The sequence below is a fragment of the Solibacillus isronensis genome (assembly GCF_900168685.1).
In the GTDB taxonomy this organism is placed as follows: domain Bacteria; phylum Bacillota; class Bacilli; order Bacillales_A; family Planococcaceae; genus Solibacillus; species Solibacillus isronensis_A.
The window spans coordinates 29,314-53,930 of sequence record NZ_FVZN01000011.1 but is presented as its reverse complement, the minus strand read 5'-3'; the positions used below and the strand labels follow the sequence as shown (position 1 = coordinate 53,930).

Below are 24,617 nucleotides of genomic sequence, written 5' to 3'. Positions count from 1 at the left end.
TTTTGCAAAGGATTAGTCATCTCCAATTTGTTCAAGTAGCTTCGCATAATAAGCTGTATATAGTTTAAGTTCAGCATCGATTATATTGCGTTCTGTGGCGTTTAGCGTGTTTTCTTTGATGATTTTAAGCCTTGCTATTTGCGTTTTAAATAACGGTATTTTAGAGGGGGTAGTAGCGAAATAAGGACACATAAGACATTTGTATTCTTCATCGTCGAAAACACATCCATCCGATTTACATCCACCAAGTTCTTTTTCTACCGGATTAAGACTTTCAACATCTTTTTCATCCGTGATATTTCCGTAAACATCAACCCCTGAAATAGTCACTCCCGCAAACATCTCAGCATAATCTTGTGCAGTAGTTATTTTGCGATAATATTTTATAGCCGTTTTAACGCCGTTTCCAGCCATTTCAGCGATTACAGAGCTTGGGAGACCATCTTGTATACCTTCGGTATACAAATTGTCTATAAAGGTCGTTCGAAGCGAATAAGGGCGATATACGTTATCGAGTTGTCCTTCTAATTCCTTTTGAAATTTAGCAAAGAGATTCGTAAACTGAAAAGTTATTTTTACAATTCTATCTTTTCTCGAACCGTCTCTTTTAACAAATATATATTTATCCATGTCATCATAAGCTTTGCGGTGTGCATCTTCTGTAAGAAGTATAGCTTTTTCGATAAGATTGATTTTCTCGATGGCTAGAGTCGCTTTAACCTTTTCTCTACCACTTGTTTTTGAATAATACTGAATAACACCAGTTTGGTCATATTTCTCTATAATACAGTCCCTTTCTAGGGTTACTATTTCTCCGGGACGCAATTTAGTCGTTGCAGCTAAGTTATAGATTATATAACTTAGTTTACCTATCAAATTTTTCCGACTTTCCTCTTGGAATTTTTGGGTGAATAATTCGAAATCCTTCTTAGACATGGGAATTCCGCCATCATCATCTTTTGGTGTTTGAGAGAGCGTGTCGATTAATATTTGAGGGATACGATATTCCTCTTTGTAAAACTTTAAATAGGCTTTAGTTCGCTTAATATAGTTATTTCTTGTGGCTGGTTCTTTCCAACTTAGATGAAAATTCCATTCATCTAATAAATTTGCATTTACGTAATTACCGTCTTGTAGTCCGTTCACCTTTTTATAGTTAGAAATGAAATTTAAAAACTCGATGACCATGTATACACCAGATACTGCTGAATTTACCGACATAGTAGACTGCTTCCATAAGTAATTTTTAAAATCAGCTCGAAGGGATTTATCTTGAACTTGTGTAAAATCAATGCCTCGATTGTTATTTTTTACAGCACTTGCATAATTATCAGAATTACCGATTATCAGCCATTTGTTTTCCTTCGGTACATCTTCAAAGGGATTATATTTCATCGCTTTAAATCCATTTTCGTAAAAAAGTGTAAAATAGTTACCGCTAAAAAAATGTTCATTATAAAGCGTTCCTTCAAAAATATTATGTTGAACATTTAATTCTTTGATTTTTTTACAAAGAAAAGAATAAAATCGAATAAGTTGTAAAGATAATTTAAATTGCACTGATTCTGTTGTATTGAGTATGTTTGCTTTTTGATAAAATCTATATTGTTTTTTAAATACATCAAATGTAAAGTCGGTAATGCATTCAGGTGACGATTCTACTGCCAACAAACTATATTTAAATAAATACACAAATAACCTTAATCCGTTGTGCTGACGTTTACTGTTTTCACTTAAATAAAAATCTAATAACAATTTTTTCATTTCTTGGTTGCGAACATTTAAATTTAGGATGAGTGGGAGTGTTTTTTCATCACCTTGAAATAAATGTAATTCCGATAGGGAGCTTCCGATAGGGAAATTTGTTCCTAGTCGGTCTAAATAATGGTTGCTGAGAACATAATTCATTTTAGAAGAATTTCGTTCTTGCCAAATTAAGAATGCTTTATGCTCTTTTAATTCAGCTATGCCTTCGGTATTTATATCCGTATTTTCGAGTACATAAAGATATAAATCTAACAGTAACCTTCTTGCCATTTTTCTAGACGCAGATATTTCAGTCTTATCTTGTTCATTCCAGTTTTGTTGACGAATGCACTTCATACCTAGACAATATTGTTCCCAAGAAATTAGCCGGATAGTGCAATCGCTGAATAGGGTAATAATATAGTCTTCAAAATGTTTGTGAATCTGATAACGCTCAGATTCAAGGAAATGCATTTTTGTCAATTTGCATTTAAAAAAGTCAAGGAACAAAGATTTGAATTGTTCATCTTTTAGAAGATTTTGTATGGCTTTTGTGAATTGCGGAATATAATCATTGCTTATCCGGTACGTTCTTGGTGTCATAAATTTAAACCTCTCTTAGTCAAAGCATCTTGTCTAATGGCGAAATCATTCAAATCATCTTCAGTAGGATTGAAATATTTTTTAACCGAATTTGTATTAGAATGACGTAAAGCATCAGCTAATCGAAGTTCGTCATATCCTTCATGTAGAACTTTAAACATTGCAAATCCGTGACGGAAACGGTGATTCAAGTTATCTCTTCTTTTTCCTTTGTCAACTTCAAGACCGACTTCTTTAAAAATACTTTTCATAATTGAATTCCAAGCTCCGCCAGTTATCGGTGTGTAGTTTTTGCTGATAAAGACATAAGCATTTTTTTCTATTTCGACATGACTAACCTTATCCGCTAAATTCCTAACAGAATAATTTTCATAAGTTTTTTCGCTCATTGAAAAAGGAGAAGTAACTTCATCAATATACTCTTGAATTAAATCGTACATATCGGATTTAATACGGATAATTCGTATTCCGTCACCTTTTTCGTAATACTCCTCGTTATTGGATTGATTACGAGAGGTCACTTTTAAACCTTTTGCATTTTGCCACGGTTCATCTGTAAAACGATTTCTCAATATTAAGCGATATTTGCCTTTCGCTTTTGTGATATCTTCTCCATGAATGTCTTCTAATGTTAAGCCTAATACTTCACCTATTCGAAGCCCGTATTCGTACATCAACTTAACGATTATCATTTCTCGAAGTGTATATTTCTCCTCGATTAATTTTATGATTTTCAGATATTCACTGTATCTTATGTATTTCGGAACAACATTTGATTCAACTCTCTTTAAATTAACGGAGTAACTCTGTACCTCCATTGAAGTGGTTTTAGAATTAAAAGCACTTCCTACATCAGTAATTATTTTTGTTCCGTCCGTTTGTTCGAATATATTATTCTTAATCCCTAAATAACGAAGGAAACTTCTATAGACACCAAAATAACTGTTTACCGTGCTATTTGCTCGAACAGTCTTAAAGTCGTATGTAATGTATTGTCCTGTTCCTGTACCACCTTTTAAAAAAACTCTGATTTTATTTATATCAGCAGCGTCTAAATATTTAATATCTGTATTAAAAAGCTCTATGTATGAGTACAAAAATTTTAAAGCTCGGAGAGCCTGTTCTCTTGTGCTATAACTTTCATCGCTTAATTCATCATTTAGATATTTATAAGCTTCAAAATAAGCATTGCCATTCGTACCTATAATCAGCATGTAAGTGAAACCTTTATATTCCTTTTTCCTACCGACTACAGTTACTTCCTGAGTGTAACTTTCTCTAATGTATTTGTACTTGATACCAAAATACCCATTATATTCAACAATTCTATCCACAAATATCCCTCCCCAGTGAAGTAATATACCACTATAATGGACTATTTTCAAGGTAGCTTATCCTTATTAATCACCATTAAAAAAACACAACTACTAGTGCTATAAGAGATAAATTAATGGACTAAATCATAACATAGTATAACTTCACCACCGAAGAATCCTGTACCTAATTTTTTCTGGAATTCTACGCCAACCGAAACACCTTTCGCCGCAGCTAGAAATGCATCTTTTTGACAGATGATTTTACCGTCCAATTCGCTTAAGTTCATTGGAATGATTTTACCAGGATATGGAGAAGCGAAATATACTTTACGTTTGCCCATACCGTTGTTAGTGAACGTCGTCATGAATAAGCTTTCGCCTGTAATTAAACGTTTCCCTGCACCAAGTAATTTCCCCATCAATCCTGAGCCCTGATTTGCTGAACCATCACCGAATACAGTTTCCATCTGAATTTGATCTTCCATCATCATTAAACTTCCGGCTTCCGCCACAACAGTCTCTTGCGGGTCAAGCTCCACCTCTACAAACTGCATATCATCGCCGTGTAAGACGTAGTCGATTTCATGATTTTTCATTTTTATGTCTCCTTACAATCCAATTTAATATTTACATTAATAGATACGCTTGTAGATTCCAAAAGTTTCAAAATGGTGAAAATAATATTTGTCACTGAATAATGTTATTCTGTTATTCTTTTTGAGAAAAAAAGGGAATAAAGTAGAGAATGTCGAATGAATAAAAGGTAAATGAGAATTTGTGAGGTGGAGAAATGAAGCTGTTAAATTTTATTGGTGGAGAATGGATAAAAGACGATTCATTGCAAACGATGCCTGTGATCAATCCTGCAAATGGTGAACAGTTAGGAACGATACCACTTTCGACAAAATTCCAAGTCGAACTCGCTGCTCAAAAGGCGAAAGCGGCTCAAAAAGAATGGGCGCTTGTCCCTGCGCCAAAACGAGCGGATTATTTATATAAAATTGCATTTAAACTGAAAGAAAAGAAAGAACATCTCGCGCAAATATTAACGAAAGAAATGGGCAAGGTCATTGAAGAAGCGCGCGGAGAAGTACAAGAAGGAATCGACATGGCACTTTATATGGCAGCAGAAGGTAGACGTTTATTTGGAGAAACGGTCCCGTCGGAATTGCCGAATAAGTTTGCGATGAGTGTGCGCGCTCCGATTGGGGTAGCAGGACTTATTACGCCGTGGAATTTCCCGATTGCAATTGCGACATGGAAGTCATTCCCTGCGCTCATTGCCGGTAATACGGTTATATGGAAGCCTTCTAACGAAACACCTTTTATGGCTTACGAGCTTGCAAAAATATATGAAGAGGTCGGCTTGCCGCCAGGTGTCGTCAATGTTGTATTCGGTTCAGGTCCTACAGTCGGAACAGCAATTGTCGAGCATCCGGATATCCGTGTAATTTCCTTTACAGGGTCAACAACGACAGGCAGCAAAGTAGCCGAGCTAGGCGGAAAACACCTGAAAAAAGTTTCGCTTGAAATGGGCGGAAAAAATGCGGTCATTGTAATGGATGATGCTAACTTAGATTTAGCATTGGAAGGAATTTTATGGAGCGCATTTGGTACAGCAGGGCAGCGCTGTACAGCATGCAGCCGTGTAATTGTGCATAAAAATGTAAAACAGGAGTTGGAAAATCGTCTTGTGGAAGCAACGAAGCAGCTGACAATCGGGGACGGGTTGGATCCTTCAGTTAAAGTAGGGCCGGTCATTAATAAGGCTGCCCTTGAAAAAATCAATCATTATGTACAGATCGGTAAGCAGCAAGGTGCGAATTTGCTGATTGGCGGAGAAATTTTATCTGAAGGTGAATTGGCAAAAGGTTATTACTATGCCCCAACAATTTTCACCGATGTGGAAGCATCAAGCATACTCGCACAAGAGGAAATTTTCGGTCCTGTCATTAGTATTATTGAAGTCAGCAGTTTGGAAGAGGCAATTGAAGTGAACAACGGTGTAAAGTTTGGCTTATCAAGCTCGATTTTCTCGCAAGATGTCAACACAATCTTCAAAGCACAGCAGTTGCTTGATACAGGAATTGTTTATGTAAATGCCGGAACAACAGGCGCGGAAATTCACTTGCCGTTTGGCGGGACGAAAGGTACAGGAAATGGTCACCGCGATTCCGGTCAGGCAGCGCTTGATGTTTATACGGAATGGAAGAGTATTTATGTAGACTACAGCGGCAAGTTGCAACGTGCCCAAATCGATAATAACGCTTGATGATTCATCTTTAAGAATCATCACATCTCAAAATTCTGGACGCAATCACGCTGATGCGTAATTGACTTAATAAAAAAGGGGATGTTTACATGAAAGTAGTAGTGTTAGGTGCAGGGTTGATGGGGAAAGAAGTAGCGCGCGATTTAGTCCTTAGTGAAGATGTGAAAAAGATTTATTTAGCCGATGTTTCAACAGATCCTACAAAGGAATTCGTTAATACATTGAATACAGATAAGGTGGAAGTAATTCAGCTTGATGCAGAAGATGACAAAGCATTGCGCGATGTCATCAGCCGTGGTGATGTAGTAGTGAATGCACTGTTCTATAAGTTCAATGAACGTGTTGCCAAAGCTGCAATTGATGCAGGGGTGCACTCGGTAGACTTAGGAGGCCACATTGGCGGAATTACAGAATCTATTTTCGAAATGCACGGTCAGGCAGTCGATAATGGCGTGACGATTATTCCGGATTTAGGTGTAGCACCGGGAATGATCAATATTTTGACGGGTTACGGGGCGACAAAGTTTGATTCTGTAGATTCGATTAAACTTTATGTAGGTGGTATTCCAACAACGCCACAGCCTCCACTGCACTATATTCGTGTATTCTCGCTGGATGGGGTATTTGACCACTATACTGAGCCTTCGAAAATGATTCAAAAAGGTGTTCTTACAGAGGTCGAGTCTTTAACAGGGCTGGAGCCGATTTACTTTGACGAGTTCGGAGTATTAGAGGCTTTCTATACATCAGGCGGAATTTCAACGTTATATAAGACATTCCCTCATGTAAAAACACTCGAATACAAAACGATCCGCTATAAAGGTCATGCAGAGCAATTCAGATTGCTTGCTGATTTAGGCTTCCTTGATAAAAACAATAAAGTTGAAGCAGGCGGTCGTGAAGTAAATGTCCGGGAAGTAACGAGGGAAGTATTACAGAAAAAACTGGATATCGGCGATAATGTCGATGCAGTGTTATTACGTGCAATTATTTCAGGTGAAAAGTCGGAAGAGCAAATTACGTATGAATATGAAATGGTCGTTAGAAAAGATACAGAGCAAAACGTGACGGCGATGGCACGTGCAACGGCAAATACAATTTCAATCGTGGCCCAAATGGTTGGTAAGGGACTGATTGCTGAGCGTGGTGTATTTGCACCGGAAACTGTTGTGCCAGGTCGTGAGTTTATTCAGGAAATGGCGAAGCGAGGTGTGGATATTAAAGAAACATCACACCGTTCATCAATGATTGTAAAGTGGTAGGAGTGAGGGTATGAACTTCGAATTTACGGAAGAACAGAATCTTTTACGAAAAACAGTAAGACAATTTGTTGATGCAGAAATTATCCCTTATATTGCCGATTGGGATGCTGGCGGCGGTTTTGATTCAAATTTATGGAAGCGACTTGCCGAACTGGGCTTAATGGGAGTTTGTGTACCGGAGAAATACGGCGGAGCAGGAATGGACTATAATTCACTCGCAATTGTCTGTGAAGAGTTGGAGCGCGGGGATACGGCATTTCGTACGGCCGTTTCCGTTCATACTGGCTTAAATAGTATGACGCTTATGCAATGGGGCACAGAACAGCAGAAGCAAAAATATTTGCTGCCTCAGGCAAAGGGTGAGAAAATCGGCGCATTCGGTCTGACAGAACCTGGTGCTGGATCGGATGTTGCGGCGATGAGTTCAGTTGCAAAACGTGATGGCGATTATTATATTTTGAACGGTCAAAAAACTTGGATCTCCTTATGCGATATCGCAGACCATTTCCTTGTATTTGCCTATACAGATAAGGAAAAAGCACATCACGGCATTTCAGCATTTATCGTAGAGCGTGAATGGGCTGGGTTTAGCTCGAAGGCGATTAAAGGAAAATACGGTATTCGTGCAGGCAATACAGGCGAACTGTTCTTTGAGGATGTCAAAATTCCGGCAGAAAACTTGCTCGGTGAAGAAGGAGAAGGGTTTAAAATTGCGATGTCCGCACTGGATAACGGGCGTTTTACGGTTGCTGCAGGCGCGGTCGGCTTAATTCAGGCTTGTATCGAAGCGAGCGTCAAGTACTGCAAAGAACGTGAAACATTCGGCAAACCGATTGGTGAGCATCAACTAGTCGGTCAAATGCTCGCAAAAATGGAGGCTGGCTATGAAATGAGTCGCCTGCTTGTGTATCGTGCAGGAGAGCTGAAAAATAAGGGCGTGCGCAACACGAGGGAAACATCGCTCGCCAAATGGCAGGCATGCGACTTTGCGAATAAAGCTGCGGATGATGCGGTTCAAATCCACGGGGCATACGGTTATTCCGATGAATATCCAGTAGCCCGATATTTAAGGAATTCCAAAGCACCGGTCATTTATGAAGGGACACGCGAAATTCATACAATGATGCAGGCAGATTATGTGCTAGGGAAACGAGCAGATAAGAAGTTACGCTGTATGCTGCCAAGCTGGCCATTTGAATAATTTGATGAGGCGAAAGGTTGTTGTGACCTTTCGCTTTTTTGTATTGCAAGCGGGGGACTGGTAATTCGGTTATTTTGGATGAGGCTTGGGACATGTAGCTGTAGTTGGCGAATATGTATAGTAAAATGACGAATAAGGAAAAGAAGTTGACGAATAAGTCAGTCCAAGTGGCGAATACCGTCTAGAAACTGTCTAATACATTAAGGTGGCATTATATTTTGGGAATTCATGTTAATATTGACTTATATAACTAATGGGAATCGAAGGGAGAGAGTAAAATGGTAATAATTCGTACAATGCATGCTGAAGATATTCCACAAGTTCAGGGTGTGGCGAAAAAATCTTGGAATGCAACATATGAGGGTATCATTCCTGTGGAGATCCAAGAAAAGTTCCTAAAGATGGCCTACAATGATGAACGGATGAAACAACGAATGGAGCGTTCTTTTCTTTTTGTAGCTGAAATTGATAGCAATATTATAGGGTTCGCGAATTTTTCTCCTGTTAATGAAGAAGGGAAAGCTGAATTAGGGGCTATTTACCTTTATCCAGAATACCAGGGGAAAGGTGTTGGCTCGGCTTTATTGCAAAAAGGAATTAATGAGCTGAACGGCATAAAAGAAATATATATAAATGTTGAAAAGGACAATAAAATTGGCAAGAGCTTTTATGACGCAAAAGGCTTTCAAGTATTGAAAGAGTTCGATGATCAATTTGAGGGCCATACGTTAAAAACAGTGCGAATGGTATTAAATGTGTAGCTTTGTCAGTAAATCAAGGGGGAGAATTTAATATGAATACTGAAGTTCAAAACCTTTACAATAAACTAATTGATGCCTGGAATAGACGTGATGCCAAAGGGATGTCTGATCAATTTGCCGATCAGGGAGTCCAAATTGGATTTGATGGCAGTAAGTTAATTGGCAAAGAAGAAATTTTGGCGCATCTTACGCCTATTTTTTTAGATCATCCAACAGCTCCTTTTATAACGAAAGTAAAAGAGATACGGTCACTTGGAACGGATGCAGCAATTTTATATGCGATTGCGGGAATGATTCCTCCTGGAAAGTCAGATATTGAGCCTGCCGTAAACGCCCATCAAACACTGATCGCGGTGAAAAAGAACAACAGCTGGCAAGTGGAGCTATTTCAAAATACTCCGGCACAGTTTCATGGAAGACCGGAATTAGTGGAGCAAATGACGGAAGAATTAAGGCAGTTGCTTTAGTTTCAGTGGAGAGTGATAGGAATGGTAAGCTGGAAAAATAGTAAGGGAGTGCTGGGTGCGGTCGTTTTATGTGGTGTAGTTTGGTTTGCCCACCCGGCACAAGACAGGGTAAACGAGTTGGAAGAACAAATAAGTTTGCAATATACATACGCAAATCCTCTATTGAGAGATACGGTTAAAGCTCTTCTTGAATACGACTTTAGTGAACATTTAACTGATGAAAATGAAGAGGATTTCAATAGACTTGCTAAAGAGTTTAGAGATGTAACGGATCTGTTTTTCAGTGGAGGTACAGTACATTACGAATGGCAAGATAGATTGGATGATACGAAGTTCTATCTTATGGATTATGCGAGTGGTTCACCGCTTTCGGAGGAGGAGGTTGCAGATTTGTACCAAGTACTGAAGGCTACCCGGTATATTTGTATGGATTTTAGGGATTATGATAATCGTAGTGACTTTTATGACGCAATGCATTCAGAGAATCACGAAATGGTGGAACAAGTGAAAAAACGATTAGCCTGGAAATATAAAAATCAGGGGGAATAGCTTTGAAAATAGGCGATATCATTACATTTAAACGTACATTTACAACTAAAGACGTCGAATTATTTACGGAAGTTTCTTGTGATGAAGGTGTTCATCATATTACGCCGGATGAACAGGGAAGGCTTGTAATTCAGGGATTGCTTACAGCGACGTTGCCGACGAAAATTGGCGGGGATGCCAATGTATTGGCTCGGACAATGAATTTTGAATTTATAAGACCTGTTTTTACCGGGGATACAATTAAATGCGAAGTAGAGATTCAGAGTTATGAATGGGAGGAAAGTAAGAAAAGAACATCAATTGGTACAACGTTCACCTGCAAAAATCAGGATGGAAAAGAAGTATTAAAAGGAAGTTTTGCGGGCGTTATTCTCTAAGTTTTCATACATGCGCAAGCTTTTCGAAATTACGTCTTGCAGGAGCTGGGCAGGTGCTATGATTTCTGAGGTTACAGTGAAAAATCGAGCCAATTATATAATGACGCTTTTATGCAACCTTTAATAAAATAATGGGGCGTCTTTGGGCGTTTAGAGTGAAATGAGCGAGCTTAGTATACTGAGCTTGCTCTTTTTTTTATGAAGAAAATTTGCCATGTGAAGTTATAAATAAGCTAAAAGAGCGAATGCTAAATGAAGTATAAATGACTAAAAGAAGTGTAGATTATGATTCTATATATGGATACAGGAATAGGTTATATTAACCGAATTTTAATATTCCAGTATATTTATTTGGAGAAAATAATTATATATGGAATAATTTTATTATTCTAGAGATAAGAGGGGCTACAGAAGATGAAGAAACTTGGATACTTATTTTTAGCGATGTTCTCAAGTTTGATCCTTGCTGCATGCGCGGAACAAAAAAGTGAAGAAAAAGAAGTAATTACAACAAGTGCTAATCAGAGTGACTGGTCTTATGAGGAATCGACTGGACCTGAACACTGGGGGAAACTCGATCCCCAAAATTTAACATGTGTGAATGGAAGTGAACAATCGCCGATTAATGTTGAAATTCCCGAAGTAAAAGCAGATGGAAATTTAAAAGGGAATGAGATTCACTATGAACCAACACCGTTTACATTAGAAAATAATGGTCATACGATACAGGCGAATTCTACAACAAAAAGCAATCACATTATAATTGAAAATAAAGAGTACAAGCTTTCACAATTTCATTTCCATACACCAAGTGAACATCAGTTTAACGGTCAAAACTTTGATATGGAACTGCACCTAGTACATAGTGATGAGAATGGAAAGCTGGCTGTTATAGGGTTGATGATTCAAGAAGGAAATGAAAACAAACTGCTTGCTTCAATGTGGACTGAATTACCGACAGATAAAACGGCAAAAGGTGATTCCGAAAAGCATATCATTGACTTACAAGCTCTATTACCAGAAGATGAAACGACTTTCCAATACGCCGGTTCATTAACGACACCTCCTTGCACAGAAGAAGTACAGTGGATTGTTTTTGAGCAGCCGATTGAAATGTCAAAAGCACAAATAAAAGCATTCCAGCAAATTTTCCCGGACAACCACCGTCCTGTTCAGCCGATAAATGAACGGGAAATTAATAAAAATGGAGAATGAAGAGTTAAGTAAAAACACGCAAACCATGGTTTGCGTGTTTCTTTATGCTAATGTTAACGATTCAATTATATAGCAAATTCCTTTTATTTACTGTATAATTATCTTGAATTCAAGATAATTATTTCGATGATGGAAAGGTGATTCAGAATGATTGTACATAATCCTTCTACTAAGCGTTTTACAGCAAAAAATGATTGGCAAGAAACACATTTTAGTTTTTCATTTGGTCCGTATTATGATGAAGAAAATATCAAATTCGGTCCATTGCGTGTTTTAAATGATGATATTGTTAAACCGAACAAAGGCTTTGGCATTCATCCGCACAGGGATGCAGAAATTGTATCTATTGTATTAAAAGGGCAGTTAAAGCATGAAGATAATTTAGGGAATGTCGGTACACTTCAGTACGGCAATGTGCAAAGAATGACAGCTGGTACAGGAGTCCTTCATTCGGAGGTGAATCCAACAGAAGCTGAGGATACTCACTTTTTACAGTTATGGATTCTTCCAAATCAGAAACAGTTAACGTCATCATATGAAGATATTACGTTTGACCCTGATAAGTTAAGAAATGAATTGTTACCAGTCGTTTCTCATAATGCGGGGGAAAATGTAGCGATGATCCATCAGGACGTTACACTATATCTTTCAAAATTAGAGGCAGAAAAAGAAATTCAATTCCAGCAAGAAGAAGGACGTAAAATTTACGTATTTGTCATTGAAGGAGAAGTTTCGCTAAATGGGGAGGTTACGATACAAAGACGTGATGATGCACGAATCACCGACCTTCATTCGTTAACAATAAAAGCAAAAAAGGATGCATTTATCCTTTTAATAGATCTGCCTGGAGGTGAAGGATAGATGCTATATGTACGTCATACTGTCGGCAGTAGACTATTCTGCGAAACTACAGAATATGAGATCAAACCAGTTGAAAACAGTTGGGAAATTTCATTTAAAGTTGATCAAGAAATTGCCAATACATTATTAAAATTCAGAGATGAACTCAATATTTTTTATGTGGAAGAAGATAACCAGAATCAAAAAACATGGTTCTATTCATCAGAAGGGGATGTGCGTTTCTTAGAGGATGAAAGTAAATGTATAATCTTGGCTGATCATAAAACCGTTTATCCGGTGTAATCATATACGATAATAAAAATGAGGGTCCTGCCTATTATTTAGACAGGACCCTCGTTCACTTATTTAAGCATTGTCGTTTTTAGAAATTCTTTTGTTCGCTCTTCTTTTGGATGGTTGAAAAATTGATCAGGGTCACCGCGCTCGATAATTTCCCCATCATGCATATACACGATCCAGTCAGCCACTTCTCTAGCGAAGCCCATTTCATGGGTAACAACAACCATCGTCATTCCTTCTTGAGCTAATTCCTTCATCGTTGTTAAAACCTCGCCGACAAGCTCTGGATCAAGTGCTGATGTCGGTTCATCGAAAAGCATGATGTCCGGTTCCATTGCAAGCGCTCTGGCAATTGCTACTCGTTGCTTTTGCCCGCCGGATAGTTTATTCGGGTAGACATCGGCCTTATCTTCCAATCCAACTTTTTCCAGCAGTTGTTTTGCTTTGGAAATTGCCTTATTTTTGTCAATGCCTTTAACCATTACCGGAGCTTCAATAATATTTTCCAAAACAGTTTTGTGGGGGAATAGGTTAAAATGTTGAAATACCATTCCTACCTTTTCCCTTATGTTGTTAAGGTTATCATTTTTAGGGTCGACTTCTTTGCCCCCTATAATAATACTGCCGCTATCTTTTCTTTCTAAAAAGTTCAGACATCGAAGGAGAGTACTTTTTCCTGAGCCACTCGATCCTATTAAACAAACAACATCGCTTTCGAAAACGGTCATATCGATATTTTTTAATACATGTAAGTCTCCAAATGACTTATTCAATTGATTAACTTTAATCATTTCATTTGCTTCCATTGCTTACGCCTCCTACCTGTCGCTAATTGCTAATCTCTTTTCGAAACGGTTTACTAAGAATGTTAATAATGCCACTAACACTAAGTAGTAGATCGCTACGATGAGTAAATAAGTCATTTCGTCAAAGTTGTTAGATCCTAGCGTTGTCGCTACATTAAAGAGTTCATTCATCGAGATAAATGCGGCTAACGAAGAATCTTTCAAACCGATAATGAATTGGTTACCCAGTGGCGGTAGCGCACGGCGGAATGCCTGCGGAAGAATAATTCTTCGTAATGTCAGAACTTTAGTCATCCCTAAAGAACGTCCTGCCTCCATCTGACCTTTATCGACTCCTTGGATAGTACCTCGAAGAATTTCAGAAATGTATGCGCCATTATGAAGCGCCAATGCAAGTGAAGCTGCCCAAAAATCGGGAAGAAGGAAAATTCCGCTTAGTCCGAAATAGAGGATAAAGATTTGAACAATTAGCGGTGTTCCGCGAACTAAAAAGACATATATATCTGAAATGAGTTCTAAAACTTTAAATTTTGATATTTTCATTAACGCAAAGAAAAGCCCGATTACGATACCGATTAAAATGGATACAACCGTTAACTCCAATGTTAAGAGCATGGCTTTAAGGAAAACATCTTTTGTATCTACTAATACTTCTAGAAAATGTGAAAAACTTGGCACTGTACCTACGTCCTTTCTTATTTAGAGGATTGAATTATTCAGGTTTTTTCGTAATGTCCTCACCAAAATACTTCATGCTAATCCGAGTAAGGGTTCCATCTTCCCGGAGTTTTTCCAGCGCCTCGTTTACTCGCTTTAATAGGTTAGGGTTATCTTGAGGGAGTACAATTGCTTGTTCACTGCGTTCAATTAACTGCTGCCCTTCAACTTTAAACCCTTCTTTTGCAGCGTTTTTTCCGGTAACAAAATCGGTGATTACCGCATCATGACGGCCGCTGTTTAACGCCTGCAAAGCAGTGATGTCACTGTCATAGGTTTTAACATTATCGGTATACCTGGAGGCTGTATCAGCATAGGTTGATCCTTTAGCTACAGCGACTTCCTTTCCGGCTAAATCATCAACAGTTTTGATTTCACTTTCTGGTCGGGTAAAAATCTGCGGTCCAGAATAATAATAGGGGGTAGAGAAAGCAACATGTTTGCTTCGCTGTGGATTAATCGTGTGGCTGGCAACAGCTACATCTGCACGGCCAGTCTTGACTCCTTCTACAATACCTTTAAACTTGATTCGTTTTTGAACCGGTTTTAGACCGAGTTCTTTTGCGATCGCCTCACCAACTTCGATATCAAAACCTGACATCGAAAGGTCCTCATCGTTTACATAACTAAATGGTTTAAACTCTCCAGATGCAGCAAAAACAAACTGATCTTTATGTATCAGTTCAGATCCGTCGGCAAGCTTTTCCTTATCCGCACAAGCAGATAAGAAGCAGGCCGCGATAAAACTGAATATCAATACTAACTTTTTTTCCAACCGCATATTACGTATCAACTCCTCTCATTTATCTCTACAATTTTTTTGCTAAGTATCTTACTAATAAGTGTGAATACCCTTTTAATTCCTCTAATAAACAACGAGTGTCATAATTTGTACAAATTTAATACGATTTTTTTCAGCTGAAAATGTCGAGTATTTTTATAATTGCTTTGCTAATATGTATCCATGAAGGAGGGATATGTTGCTAAAAGAATTAAATCAGGTGATTGAATATATTGAAGAACATTTAACCGAGGACTTGTCTCTTGAAAGCATTGCACATTATGCCGGGGTTTCCGATTATCACTTTAGAACAGTATTTTTTCACCTATCTGGGATGACATTAAATGATTATGTGAAAAACAGAAAACTATCGGAAGCGAATAAGGATTTAATAAATGGAGAAAAGGTAACAGATGTTGCGTTTAAATACGGTTATCAGTCAGTCGACGGTTTTACTAGAGCATTTAAAAAATGGTGTGATTGTTTACCTTCGGATGTTATTAAAAAGAAAATGAGCAAATCATTTCCTAAACTCACATTCGTTATTACAGTAAGAGGAGGAATTTCGATGGAATGGAGAATTGAAGATAAAAAAGCGTTTAATTTAGCAGGGGTAAGCAAACGGGTGCCTATGCAGTTTGAAGGGGTAAATCAGGAAATCGTAAAGCTGGCCCAAAGCATAACGGAAGAACAAAGAAAAGAAATGCGTGCACTGCAAAATATAGAGCCTTTTGAAATTGTGAATGCCTCTTACCACGCTGATGCGAATTTCCTGAAAGAAGAAGGGGAGTTAACGCACTTGATCGGTGTCTTAACAACTGAAACTGAAGTTAGTGATCAGTTAGACAAAGTGCGAGTAGAAGCATGTACGTGGGCGGTATTTCCAAATGAAGGACCGTTTCCTGACACATTACAAGAAACAATGGCTAAAACCTACTCGGAATGGCTTCCTACTTCCGATTATGAAATTATCCAAGCACCCACTTTTTCGTTTACTAAAATGGATGAAAATAAAAAAGCTTATGCTTACAGTGAAATTTGGCTTCCTGTTCGGAAAAAATAATAGGCAGGATATCTTTGTACTAAGGTAGAAGAAGTGTAACTGAAGTATAAATAGCGGGAGGGGATCGAGTGGCCCTAATCATTCCAAAATGTATGAAATGTAATAATGAAATTAAAGACGATGAAAAAGTATTGATTCAAATGCGTTACCCGAAGCGAAAAGGGTTTACGGAAATCAAAGCTTATTTGAATTTGGAAGGCAAATTTATTTGTGAAGAGTGCTCAACAGAAATTAATATTTAGACATATAAAAGTTGCTCCATTGGTAAATGAACCTGGAGCAACTTTTTATATGTTTAGGCAATTTTTTTACATGCTTCTGCACATTTAAAGCATGCTTCCGCACATTTCTGACAGTGGTCATGGTCATGCTTTTTGCATTCATTTCCGCATGCTTCACAAATTTTTGCACAAACGGAAGCCAGCTCAGAAATAAACGGTGTACCTCTAGTGATCGCCTGTTCCAAGTAGTTACAAATATCTGCACATTCTCTGTCCAAACGGATACATTCCGTCATCATCTGAACGTGATCCTCTTTTAAGCAGGCGTCAAAACAATGGTTGCATGCTGCCATACATTCATGTAAAGTTTGTAGCAATTGTTGATGTTGCTCATGTGACATAGCCTATTCCTCCTCATTACAATTTGTCCACTTTAATTTTTTTCCCCGTTATTTTGTTCAGTAAACTAACTTAAGTTATCTTAAAAAATTGTAAGGTTATCTTATACCTTAGAGGGGTATAATAAGTTGGGGAGCAAATTAAAAAAAAGGGAGAAATGCAGCGATGAAAAGAAAGAAATTAGTAAGAGGTGCGCTAGTTTTATGTACAGCGTTTGTTTTAGCGGCTTGCGGTGGAAATGAAGAAGATTCAAAATCCAAGGAAGAAATGGACCATTCACAAATGGATCATACCCAAATGGACCATTCAAGTTCAGGTGAAGTACCAGAAGGACTGGCTGATGCGAAAGAACCTACATATCCTGTTGGTAGTGAAGCGGTGATAAACGCTGATCATATGGGAGGTATGGACGGTGCAACAGCAACAATTACCGGTGCATTTGATACAACTGTCTATATGGTTACTTATACCCCAACAACTGGTGGTGAGCCAGTTGAAGATCATAAATGGGTTATCCATGAAGAACTTGAGGATGCCGGAGAAAAACCATTCACTTCCGGTGAAGAGGTCATATTAAATGCGGATCACATGGAAGGGATGGAAGGCGCGGCAGCTACAATCGATTCGGTTGAGCAAACGACCGTATATATGGTGAGCTATAAAGATACAGAAACAGGTGAAGAAGTAACGCATCATAAATGGGTAACAGAAAGCGAACTTTCCCCTGTGGAATAAATTGTGAAAAATAATTAAGCCTTAGTTAATAAATAGGTAAGGTCCTTCACATAATGGTGTGAAGGGCTTTTTACATATTGGACAAAGCGGTAGATTACATGAACTAGCGATTTTAATGTTAAACTCATTAAATAAACATATAGTTAATATAAAAAAACGAATTTTATTATGAGCGATATAGAATCCCTTTAAAAGTAATTGGATTATGTAGTTTTCTTTAACGCTGATGAAGGGAGAGATGATATGGTAAAGGACTTCGAAAAAGTAATGGATTCCCTTTCAAAAATAAATGTTATATCCAATCCGAATAATGAGCCAGTAACAATCATTGGTGAAGCAGAAGGTGTAAGATGTGTAGGGATCGGGACAGATGCGGCAGTTTTTCAGTCCGAAAATGTCCCGGCGTATGCATTCAAACTATATGCGAAAGACAAAGCGGCAAAAGTAATGTTGGAAGAAGGTGTTTACGGAAAGTTAGACAATTCGCCTTTCTTTTCAACATGCTATGGCTCGAACGGCAATTGTCTTGTATTAAGTTACGAGGAAGGGAAAACGCTCTTTGACTGCATTCTTGAAGGCATCCATATTCCGGAACAGGTAATACAAGATGTTGAAGAAGCAAGAGAATATGCGCGCAGCAAGGGGCTGAACCCGCGTGATATTCATTTAAAAAATATACTGTTGCAAAACGGCCGAGCTAAAATAATCGATGTTTCCGAATATACGATGTCCGGTAATGATTTCAGGTGGGAACATTTAAAAAAGGGCTATGAGCAATACTATCATTTAATTGACGGGAAATCCGTACCGATCGGCGTAGTTGAAACCGTTCGCAAGTGGTATAACAGGCGAAGGAAGAATTCATTGTCATTTGAAGAAATTACAACACCTATTTTAAAACTTTTCTTTAAAAATTGATGAGCTACATGCCATGCTGCAAAAAAGCTTCGCAATTCGATGATCTAAATCATCCGAATGCGAAGCTTTTTTAAATAGATTGATTCCGTACTTTTTCGATTAGTGAAGAAATCCACTCACCTTCATTTTCTAAACGACTTATAAAATAGCCGGTCAAAAAATCTCCACCTTCTTTTTTAGGACCCTCCAGCTTAACCTGCATATTCAAGCTTTTAATATGATCTCTTTTCTTTTCAAGCTTTCGTAATTTCTCATCAAGAATCATAATGATTTTTGCACGATCCACAAAGTCCAGATTCATTAAACCTACAATTGTTTCTGATAAGGAATCGGCTTTTTCGAAAAGCTGATAAATTTTGTTTGGAAGCAATGCAAGACCCTGTTCTGTAATAGCGAAAACTTGCTTATCCGGTCGATTTTCTTCTTTAATAATCTCAGTTGGCTGGATAAGTCCTTGTTTTGTCAAAGACTCAAAATGATAATAGAGCTTGCTTTCTGTCAGGTTCGCCAGTTTATCAAAAGGAATCGGTTCTGACAGCTCTTTTTTTAGCTTATATGGATAACTGCTTTCTTTCGCTAACTTGCTCAATATATAAATTTGGATGGACATAGTATTCTCCTATACTTTATACATGTTAATTTCCGCTTACATAAATACAACTCGTGCCTGAAAAAAGCACGAGTTGTATTTTTCCTTAGTTTAACAAAATTATGCGATAACTTCATCCGCTTTTTTTAATGAAGCTGGTTGTTCAGCTGGTTCATCAACTGGCAACGGCTTATGGAAGAGTCAAACGAACGGGTCGAAAGAGAACTTTATTTTACCCATGGAAATGTCTAGTATAAAATTTAAAAAATTCTGTAACTTTTACACTCTTTCCCAGTCTAATTTAATACAAAGTATGGAAAGGGAGGGTTTACATGAAAAACGGCAAATTTTTCGGGATAGGGCTTGTCGCATCACTTGTAGCGGTTTTGGCACTCGGTTATTTTATGTTCGCAAAAAATCCGGAAGTGCAGGCTACGGGTATTTTATTCGAAGGAGAAACGTATTCCATTACGTTAAAGCAGCCAATTACGGAAAAAAGTTTAACGGATGGGTCCATTCTAATTGTTGATGAAAACGGCAATAAGGCTAAAGTGAAATTTTCGGTTGATAAAGCTGGGACTGCTTTATCTGTTGATGGGCTTAAAGTAGGGAAGTACACACTCGAAATTAAGCAAACTGCATACGCGAAAAATGCAAAGTCGCAGCAGGAACAGTCGGTAGCACTTGAAGTAGTAAGGAAAGTGGAAAAACTTACTACAACAGAAGATTTAAAAGATTACTTTAGGGCGTTTGTAGCGCAAGAAAATGCGGTATCGAGTCGCTTTAATGATATGGTGGTTGAAGAATCGGCGATGTCGATGGAAAACAAAGATTCAGGCAGTGGCGGACCGAGTTACTCTACAACAAACAACCAGGTTGAAGGTATTGAAGAAGGTGACATTACAATTACGGACGGCCAATCGATTTATACGATTGTCGACAATAAAGTAGTCATTGTTGATGCTAAAACTATGCATGTAGTAAAGCGTTTAAAGGTCGGCAAAGATATTTATCCATCGCATTTAATGCTGCATGATCAAACATTAATTATCGGATACACACAGTATGTGGAAACACAAAGAGAGCCGTATTATGACGGGAAATCGGTGACGAAAATTGCTTTCTATGATGTAAAAGATGCAAAAAATCCTACATTAGTACGCGAAGTGGGGCATGACGGGGATATTACGAGTCTCCGTAAAGCAGGCAATTATTTGTACGTTGTATCAAGTCGTATGCCGAACTACTGGCTGCTGCAGGAAACACCGGATGTAGAGCTTCGTCCATCTACGTACGATGGGGAAAAGGAAACTATTATGCCAGTTGATAAAATTCGTATGCTACCTGAAAGCAATGAACCGAATTATTTGATCGTATCTGCAATCGATATGAACAATGTAAAGTCGAACGCATGGAAAACAGAGAGCTTCCTAGGTAACAGCGGGCAGTTGTACATGTCAGAAAACGCAATCTATATTGCATCGATGAATCATTATCGTTTCTGGCCAGCAATGGAGAGCACATCTCTTGAAGACACGGTATCTAGTACAATGCCGGTAAATCAAAATGATGAAACGACAATTTATAAAATTTCTATTGATAAAGCAGCGGTGAAAATGACAGCACAAGGTAAAGTTCCTGGTTCTGTATTAAATCAATTCTCAATGGATGAGCACGATGGGCATGTCCGTATCGCTACTACAGAAGGCAGTGCATGGGGTACAACAGCCAATTCGAAAAACCATCTCTTCATTTTGGATGAAAACTTAAAACAAGTAGGTGCGGTCAAGGATCTGGCGAAGGGGGAACGCATTTACTCCGCTCGCTTTATGGGAGACAAAGCGTATTTAGTGACATTTAAAGAAACAGATCCACTCTTTGTTATTGATACAAAAAATCCGACAGCACCGAAAGTGTTAGGGGAGCTAAAAATTCCAGGCTTCAGTAATTACTTGCATCCAATTGGTGAAAATCACTTATTAGGTATTGGTTATGATACGGAAGTGAAGATGGAGGAAGGTTCAAAAGAGCCGGTTGTCTATACAAAAGGAATGAAACTGAGCCTGTTTGACGTGACGGATTTCAATAACCCGAAAGAACAGCAAGCAGTTATAATCGGTGGTCGCGGTACTTATTCTCCTGTACAGTATGACCATAAAGCACTGTTCAAAGATTCGCGTCAAAACTATTACGGCTTCCCGGTTACGATTTACTCGCCAACAGATGAGGAAGACCAGCTGAAATATGAAGGAACAGGTGCTCATATTTACGAAGTAACACCTAAAGGAATTGAGCTTGCAGCGGATATGATCGAAAAGGCGCGTCCTGGTGAACAATATGAAGATTCGTATAATGTTGTACAGCGTCTTCTTTATATTGAAGATGAGCTATTTACAGTATCCCGTTCAAAAGTGACGAGCTTCAACGGTAAAACATTTGAAAAGCAAAAGATGGTAGGTTTCTAAAAAAGATTCAACCACAAGCACAGGTGGAATTGTGCTTGTGGTTTTTTCATGTCCGAAAAAACATAAAGGGGATTCAGGATTTCTTAAGAATTTCTTCATATTTAGCCTTTCTAAATATTAAGATTTGCCCTTTACACTAAAGTTAAGTGAAAAGGAGTGAACGATGATGATTAAAGTAACGAACTTACAACATACATTCTCTATCGGTAAACGCGGAAAGGAAAGACAGGTTCCGGTACTGAATGATGTATCATTTGATGTTAAGAAGGGGGAAATCGTGGCGGTTGTCGGGAAAAGCGGATCGGGTAAATCGACACTGCTTCAGATTCTGGCAGGTTTTATGAAGCCGGAACACGGTTCAATTGTAGTAAATGCACAGGAGATTGCAGGATTCAATGAAGTTCAGAGCGCAAAGTTCCGATTAGAAAACTTCGGCTTTATTTTTCAAAACTTTCAGCTCATGCCAAGTTTGACGGCATTTGAAAATATTGAATTACCGTTAAAATTGAAAGGGATGAACGTATCGGAGCGCAGAAAACGGGTTGAAGTAATTATGAAAAAGGTCGGGTTAACTGAAGTGACGGACCATTATCCAAATGAATTATCAGGCGGACAACAGCAGCGGGTTAGTATTGCGCGTGCACTTGTGACGAATGCACCGATTTTGTTGGCGGATGAGCCGACAGGAAGCCTCGATTCAGAGACAGAGCAGGATATTTTAATGCTGATCCAGCAGCTGAACCGTGAATTGGATCTGACATTTATTATTATTACGCATGATGAGGAAGTAGCGATGATTGCGGACAAGCGCTACCGTATGCATGACGGTCAATTGGTGAAAGAAGGTGAACACAATGCTATTTAAAGATCAGGTAAATTTTGTGATGCAGCATATCAAGAAAAATAAGCTGCGTGTATTTATGACGGTACTTGCCGCAACGATGGGCTGTGCGTTTTTAATCGTGCTTGCCTCGATCGGTTTCGGATTACAGGAATCAATGGAAGATGAGATTTTATCGAGTGAGACGGTGACACAAATAGAAGTGCTCGGCAGTCAAGCGCTGTTTACCGCAGAGGAAGTAGCGGATATTGAAGCGGTAGAAAATGTACAAACGGTATTAAAAACGACTAGTGTGGATGCTAATGTAGCAGGCTATATGGGGGATCGTGATACATCTACATCACTGCGTTTAGTGGACTTTACTGATTATGCATCGGTAGCGAAACCGCTATCGGAAGGGAAATATCCTGAAAACGAAAAAGAAATTATTGTCGGCTATCATTTCGGCCAATCATTATTGAATGAAGCGGACCGTAAATTAATTGAGGAAAAATCAAAGGCAGCAGAAGCGGAAGGTAATTATTACGACGGTGCTGAAGAAGGGTACAAGGATTCGCTTATCGGCAAGGAAGTAGAAATTGCTCTAAGTACACATGAACAACCGGATGCGCTGTCAGAGCGTATGACGTATACGATTGTCGGTGTTATGCCAGAGCCGGCTTATGAATGGGCAACTGAAAACAGGATTTATATGATGGACGAGCAACGTGAAGTGATTGAAGATATGTATAGCCAAGCAATTGCCGATGTAGAGGTAGCCAGTGATTTTGAACTATTTTCTGAGCGCTTCGATATTTATGCGGAAAGCTTGGAATATGTAAAGCCGATTTTAGAAGAGTTACGCGGAAAAGGCTACGGTGTGTATTCCGTTACAGAACAGCTGGATGAGTTAAACGTCTTTTTCCTAGTATTAAAAGCAGGACTTGTTTTTGTTGGAACAATCGCAGTATTGATTGCATCAATCGGAATTTTCAATACGATGACAATGGCGGTGACAGAACGTACACGTGAGATCGGTGTATTAAAAGCAATTGGAGCCAGCCCGAAACTGATTCAACGTCTGTTTTTAATGGAAAGTATTTTTATCGGAGTTATTGGAACAGTTCTTGCAATTGCAATTTCATATATTGTAAGCTTTGCATCAAATGCGCTATTGCCGCTTATTTTAAAGGCAGCAACAGCGGAAGATGGATTCAACAATGTACAATTTTCAGCGATACCGTGGCAGCTCGTAGTGATTGCTGCAGCGATCAGTATCGGCGTGGCAATGATTTCAGGTTTGCGCCCGGCACGTAAAGCAACGAAAATTGAAGTAATGCAGGCGTTAAGACAGGAGTTATAAAATGAAAACAGATAAATGAATTTAAGGACCAAACATACTTGTGTTTGGTCCTTTTAATGCTAAAGAGTTTACTAAGTTAAACAGGCATTTTTGATTGATTGCTTAAAGGGTTCGAGCGCATAACTAATGTAAACCAGACGGCAAACCCAAAATAAATTAATGTCAAAATTAAGAGTAAGAAATGAAACTGCTCCGCCAACTGACGGATTAGGGCAAAAAAGACAACGATACAATGCATCAGATTTCCTAATACGACGGGTTTGTTATAGATGCCTCCGATTAGGGCGGAACGTGTGAACCAGTTTAACATTGCGAATCCTAAATATAGTCCACCGATGATTTGCAAAAGAATCAGAGTAACAGGGGTAGAGGCAATCCCTAATATTTTTGAAATTTCTTCGGGAATAAATGTTCCTGCCAACCCCACCAAACCCATTATCACGGCACTACTACTCAAAAGCCATTTCGTTTTCATTTTGCTTCCTCTTTTCGTTTAGTCAAAAACTTATGCGTTAGCTTTAAACCTTTATAAACTAAGAGAACAGTAAAATCGTTTTAGTTTCAAAACGTGAGGCGGTGCTGGCAGCTGGAAGTTCTAATAAATCTTAAAATGTTCTAATATATTTTTATTTCTTCTAATAAACTTTCGATTTTCTAATATATCTCGCGCTTCATCTAATAAGTGTTGCCGATTATCTAATATCGCTTCCTGATCTTCTAATATCGAAGCGAGATTTTCTAATAACCAAACTTTTGTTCTAATATAAGTTTCAGCTCACCTCCGGGAAACAACCTATGGATAGGTAATCTAATATATTCGGGGTAACACCA

General features: G+C 38.4%; 25 protein-coding genes and 1 pseudogene. 17 read left to right on the top strand and 9 right to left on the bottom strand.

What is annotated here, in order from left to right; translation table 11 throughout:
• Positions 1-12 precede the first annotated feature (12 nt).
• The 3 genes and pseudogenes from B5473_RS04290 to B5473_RS04280 form a co-directional block, all read right to left on the bottom strand.
• Positions 13-2,349, bottom strand: coding sequence for a site-specific integrase (locus B5473_RS04290; RefSeq protein WP_079523834.1), 2,337 nt, complete (start codon positions 2,347-2,349; stop codon positions 13-15).
• Positions 2,346-3,683 (bottom strand): tyrosine-type recombinase/integrase, encoded by a 1,338-nt coding sequence (locus B5473_RS04285; protein WP_079523833.1) that lies wholly within the window; start codon positions 3,681-3,683, stop codon positions 2,346-2,348. Before B5473_RS04285 ends, B5473_RS04290 begins: the two co-directional genes overlap by 4 nt.
• Positions 3,684-3,826: 143 nt before the next feature.
• A pseudogene (locus tag B5473_RS04280) lies at positions 3,827-4,261 on the bottom strand (AIM24 family protein); the annotation flags it as partial.
• 194 nt (positions 4,262-4,455) lie between these two features.
• On the opposite strand from B5473_RS04280, the gene B5473_RS04275 reads away from it, so the two are divergent.
• From B5473_RS04275 to B5473_RS04230, 10 genes are all read left to right on the top strand, one after another.
• Complete coding sequence (locus tag B5473_RS04275; RefSeq protein ID WP_079523832.1) at positions 4,456-5,937, top strand: aldehyde dehydrogenase family protein; 1,482 nt, start codon at positions 4,456-4,458, stop codon at positions 5,935-5,937.
• Positions 5,938-6,026: 89 nt separating this feature from the next.
• A complete protein-coding gene (locus tag B5473_RS04270; protein WP_079523831.1) occupies positions 6,027-7,199 on the top strand; it encodes a saccharopine dehydrogenase family protein in 1,173 nt (390 codons plus the stop codon).
• Positions 7,200-7,209: 10 nt separating this feature from the next.
• Entirely contained in the window at positions 7,210-8,400 is a 1,191-nt protein-coding gene (locus B5473_RS04265; protein WP_079523830.1) for an acyl-CoA dehydrogenase family protein, read from the top strand.
• Positions 8,401-8,678: 278 nt separating this feature from the next.
• Positions 8,679-9,161, top strand: coding sequence for a GNAT family N-acetyltransferase (locus B5473_RS04260; RefSeq protein WP_079523829.1), 483 nt, complete (start codon positions 8,679-8,681; stop codon positions 9,159-9,161).
• Between the two features lie 32 nt (positions 9,162-9,193).
• On the top strand, positions 9,194-9,628 hold the full coding sequence (locus B5473_RS04255) for an SgcJ/EcaC family oxidoreductase (protein ID WP_079523828.1): 435 nt from the start codon (positions 9,194-9,196) through the stop codon (positions 9,626-9,628).
• 21 nt (positions 9,629-9,649) lie between these two features.
• Positions 9,650-10,177 (top strand): hypothetical protein, encoded by a 528-nt coding sequence (locus B5473_RS04250; protein WP_079523827.1) that lies wholly within the window; start codon positions 9,650-9,652, stop codon positions 10,175-10,177.
• Positions 10,174-10,554 carry an FAS1-like dehydratase domain-containing protein gene (locus B5473_RS04245; protein WP_079523826.1) on the top strand — a complete coding sequence of 127 codons (381 nt, stop codon included), beginning with the start codon at positions 10,174-10,176 and terminating at the stop codon, positions 10,552-10,554. The genes B5473_RS04250 and B5473_RS04245 overlap by 4 nt, the downstream gene beginning before the upstream one ends.
• A gap of 414 nt (positions 10,555-10,968) precedes the next feature.
• On the top strand, positions 10,969-11,769 hold the full coding sequence (locus B5473_RS04240; protein WP_079523825.1) for a carbonic anhydrase: 801 nt from the start codon (positions 10,969-10,971) through the stop codon (positions 11,767-11,769).
• Between the two features lie 147 nt (positions 11,770-11,916).
• Positions 11,917-12,630 carry a pirin family protein gene (locus B5473_RS04235; protein ID WP_079523824.1) on the top strand — a complete coding sequence of 238 codons (714 nt, stop codon included), beginning with the start codon at positions 11,917-11,919 and terminating at the stop codon, positions 12,628-12,630.
• Positions 12,631-12,912, top strand: a complete 282-nt coding sequence (locus tag B5473_RS04230; RefSeq protein WP_079523823.1) for a hypothetical protein — start codon at positions 12,631-12,633, stop codon at positions 12,910-12,912. It abuts the gene before it with no gap.
• Positions 12,913-12,971: 59 nt separating this feature from the next.
• Here B5473_RS04230 and B5473_RS04225 read toward each other — a convergent pair whose 3' ends face one another.
• The 3 genes from B5473_RS04225 to B5473_RS04215 are packed head-to-tail and all read right to left on the bottom strand — an operon-like array spanning position 12,972 to position 15,213.
• Positions 12,972-13,715 carry an amino acid ABC transporter ATP-binding protein gene (locus B5473_RS04225; RefSeq protein ID WP_079523822.1) on the bottom strand — a complete coding sequence of 248 codons (744 nt, stop codon included), beginning with the start codon at positions 13,713-13,715 and terminating at the stop codon, positions 12,972-12,974.
• A gap of 12 nt (positions 13,716-13,727) precedes the next feature.
• Entirely contained in the window at positions 13,728-14,393 is a 666-nt protein-coding gene (locus tag B5473_RS04220) for an amino acid ABC transporter permease (protein ID WP_079523821.1), read from the bottom strand.
• Between the two features lie 34 nt (positions 14,394-14,427).
• Entirely contained in the window at positions 14,428-15,213 is a 786-nt protein-coding gene (locus B5473_RS04215; protein WP_079523820.1) for a transporter substrate-binding domain-containing protein, read from the bottom strand.
• 199 nt (positions 15,214-15,412) lie between these two features.
• On the opposite strand from B5473_RS04215, the gene B5473_RS04210 reads away from it, so the two are divergent.
• Together B5473_RS04210 and B5473_RS04205 are read left to right on the top strand one after the other, a co-directional pair.
• Complete coding sequence (locus tag B5473_RS04210; protein ID WP_079523819.1) at positions 15,413-16,276, top strand: AraC family transcriptional regulator; 864 nt, start codon at positions 15,413-15,415, stop codon at positions 16,274-16,276.
• A gap of 68 nt (positions 16,277-16,344) precedes the next feature.
• Positions 16,345-16,518: a Fe3+ hydroxamate ABC transporter substrate-binding protein gene (locus tag B5473_RS04205; RefSeq protein ID WP_079523818.1), complete on the top strand. Its 174-nt coding sequence runs from the start codon at positions 16,345-16,347 to the stop codon at positions 16,516-16,518.
• A gap of 53 nt (positions 16,519-16,571) precedes the next feature.
• Here the strand turns inward: B5473_RS04205 and B5473_RS04200 are convergent, their stop codons facing one another.
• A complete protein-coding gene (locus B5473_RS04200; RefSeq protein ID WP_079523817.1) occupies positions 16,572-16,898 on the bottom strand; it encodes a four-helix bundle copper-binding protein in 327 nt (108 codons plus the stop codon).
• A gap of 163 nt (positions 16,899-17,061) precedes the next feature.
• Between B5473_RS04200 and B5473_RS04195 the strand changes: the two genes are divergently transcribed.
• Both B5473_RS04195 and B5473_RS04190 read left to right on the top strand, forming a co-directional pair.
• Positions 17,062-17,631, top strand: a complete 570-nt coding sequence (locus B5473_RS04195; protein ID WP_079523816.1) for a YdhK family protein — start codon at positions 17,062-17,064, stop codon at positions 17,629-17,631.
• A gap of 243 nt (positions 17,632-17,874) precedes the next feature.
• The gene (locus B5473_RS04190) at positions 17,875-18,549 is read left to right on the top strand and encodes a serine/threonine protein kinase (protein ID WP_079523815.1); all 675 of its coding nucleotides are present in this window, start codon (positions 17,875-17,877) and stop codon (positions 18,547-18,549) included.
• A 70-nt stretch (positions 18,550-18,619) separates the two neighbouring features.
• Here B5473_RS04190 and B5473_RS04185 read toward each other — a convergent pair whose 3' ends face one another.
• Entirely contained in the window at positions 18,620-19,159 is a 540-nt protein-coding gene (locus tag B5473_RS04185) for a PadR family transcriptional regulator (protein ID WP_079523814.1), read from the bottom strand.
• 311 nt (positions 19,160-19,470) lie between these two features.
• Between B5473_RS04185 and B5473_RS04180 the strand changes: the two genes are divergently transcribed.
• From B5473_RS04180 to B5473_RS04170, 3 genes are all read left to right on the top strand, one after another.
• Positions 19,471-21,603, top strand: a complete 2,133-nt coding sequence (locus B5473_RS04180) for a beta-propeller domain-containing protein (protein ID WP_079523813.1) — start codon at positions 19,471-19,473, stop codon at positions 21,601-21,603.
• Positions 21,604-21,769: 166 nt separating this feature from the next.
• Positions 21,770-22,468 (top strand): ABC transporter ATP-binding protein, encoded by a 699-nt coding sequence (locus B5473_RS04175; protein WP_079523812.1) that lies wholly within the window; start codon positions 21,770-21,772, stop codon positions 22,466-22,468.
• A complete protein-coding gene (locus B5473_RS04170; RefSeq protein WP_079523811.1) occupies positions 22,458-23,786 on the top strand; it encodes an ABC transporter permease in 1,329 nt (442 codons plus the stop codon). The genes B5473_RS04175 and B5473_RS04170 overlap by 11 nt, the downstream gene beginning before the upstream one ends.
• Positions 23,787-23,862: 76 nt before the next feature.
• Here the strand turns inward: B5473_RS04170 and B5473_RS04165 are convergent, their stop codons facing one another.
• Positions 23,863-24,261 (bottom strand): multidrug DMT transporter permease, encoded by a 399-nt coding sequence (locus B5473_RS04165; protein ID WP_079523810.1) that lies wholly within the window; start codon positions 24,259-24,261, stop codon positions 23,863-23,865.
• Between the last annotated feature and the right edge of the window lie 356 nt (positions 24,262-24,617).

What these genes read in the sequence shown, in the direction of transcription:
- B5473_RS04235 (WP_079523824.1), top strand. Translation starts at nt 11,917, where the DNA reads ATGATTGTACATAATCCTTCTACTAAGCGTTTTACAGCAAAAAATGAT.
- B5473_RS04250 (WP_079523827.1), top strand. Translation starts at nt 9,650, where the DNA reads ATGGTAAGCTGGAAAAATAGTAAGGGAGTGCTGGGTGCGGTCGTTTTA.
- B5473_RS04275 (WP_079523832.1), top strand. Translation starts at nt 4,456, where the DNA reads ATGAAGCTGTTAAATTTTATTGGTGGAGAATGGATAAAAGACGATTCA.
- B5473_RS04200 (WP_079523817.1), bottom strand. Translation starts at nt 16,898, where the DNA reads ATGTCACATGAGCAACATCAACAATTGCTACAAACTTTACATGAATGT.
- B5473_RS04195 (WP_079523816.1), top strand. Translation starts at nt 17,062, where the DNA reads ATGAAAAGAAAGAAATTAGTAAGAGGTGCGCTAGTTTTATGTACAGCG.
- B5473_RS04170 (WP_079523811.1), top strand. Translation starts at nt 22,458, where the DNA reads ATGCTATTTAAAGATCAGGTAAATTTTGTGATGCAGCATATCAAGAAA.
- B5473_RS04270 (WP_079523831.1), top strand. Translation starts at nt 6,027, where the DNA reads ATGAAAGTAGTAGTGTTAGGTGCAGGGTTGATGGGGAAAGAAGTAGCG.
- B5473_RS04215 (WP_079523820.1), bottom strand. Translation starts at nt 15,213, where the DNA reads ATGCGGTTGGAAAAAAAGTTAGTATTGATATTCAGTTTTATCGCGGCC.
- B5473_RS04185 (WP_079523814.1), bottom strand. Translation starts at nt 19,159, where the DNA reads ATGTCCATCCAAATTTATATATTGAGCAAGTTAGCGAAAGAAAGCAGT.
- B5473_RS04240 (WP_079523825.1), top strand. Translation starts at nt 10,969, where the DNA reads ATGAAGAAACTTGGATACTTATTTTTAGCGATGTTCTCAAGTTTGATC.
- B5473_RS04225 (WP_079523822.1), bottom strand. Translation starts at nt 13,715, where the DNA reads ATGGAAGCAAATGAAATGATTAAAGTTAATCAATTGAATAAGTCATTT.
- B5473_RS04175 (WP_079523812.1), top strand. Translation starts at nt 21,770, where the DNA reads ATGATTAAAGTAACGAACTTACAACATACATTCTCTATCGGTAAACGC.
- B5473_RS04180 (WP_079523813.1), top strand. Translation starts at nt 19,471, where the DNA reads ATGAAAAACGGCAAATTTTTCGGGATAGGGCTTGTCGCATCACTTGTA.
- B5473_RS04230 (WP_079523823.1), top strand. Translation starts at nt 12,631, where the DNA reads ATGCTATATGTACGTCATACTGTCGGCAGTAGACTATTCTGCGAAACT.
- B5473_RS04260 (WP_079523829.1), top strand. Translation starts at nt 8,679, where the DNA reads ATGGTAATAATTCGTACAATGCATGCTGAAGATATTCCACAAGTTCAG.
- B5473_RS04255 (WP_079523828.1), top strand. Translation starts at nt 9,194, where the DNA reads ATGAATACTGAAGTTCAAAACCTTTACAATAAACTAATTGATGCCTGG.
- B5473_RS04290 (WP_079523834.1), bottom strand. Translation starts at nt 2,349, where the DNA reads ATGACACCAAGAACGTACCGGATAAGCAATGATTATATTCCGCAATTC.
- B5473_RS04165 (WP_079523810.1), bottom strand. Translation starts at nt 24,261, where the DNA reads ATGAAAACGAAATGGCTTTTGAGTAGTAGTGCCGTGATAATGGGTTTG.
- B5473_RS04190 (WP_079523815.1), top strand. Translation starts at nt 17,875, where the DNA reads ATGGTAAAGGACTTCGAAAAAGTAATGGATTCCCTTTCAAAAATAAAT.
- B5473_RS04265 (WP_079523830.1), top strand. Translation starts at nt 7,210, where the DNA reads ATGAACTTCGAATTTACGGAAGAACAGAATCTTTTACGAAAAACAGTA.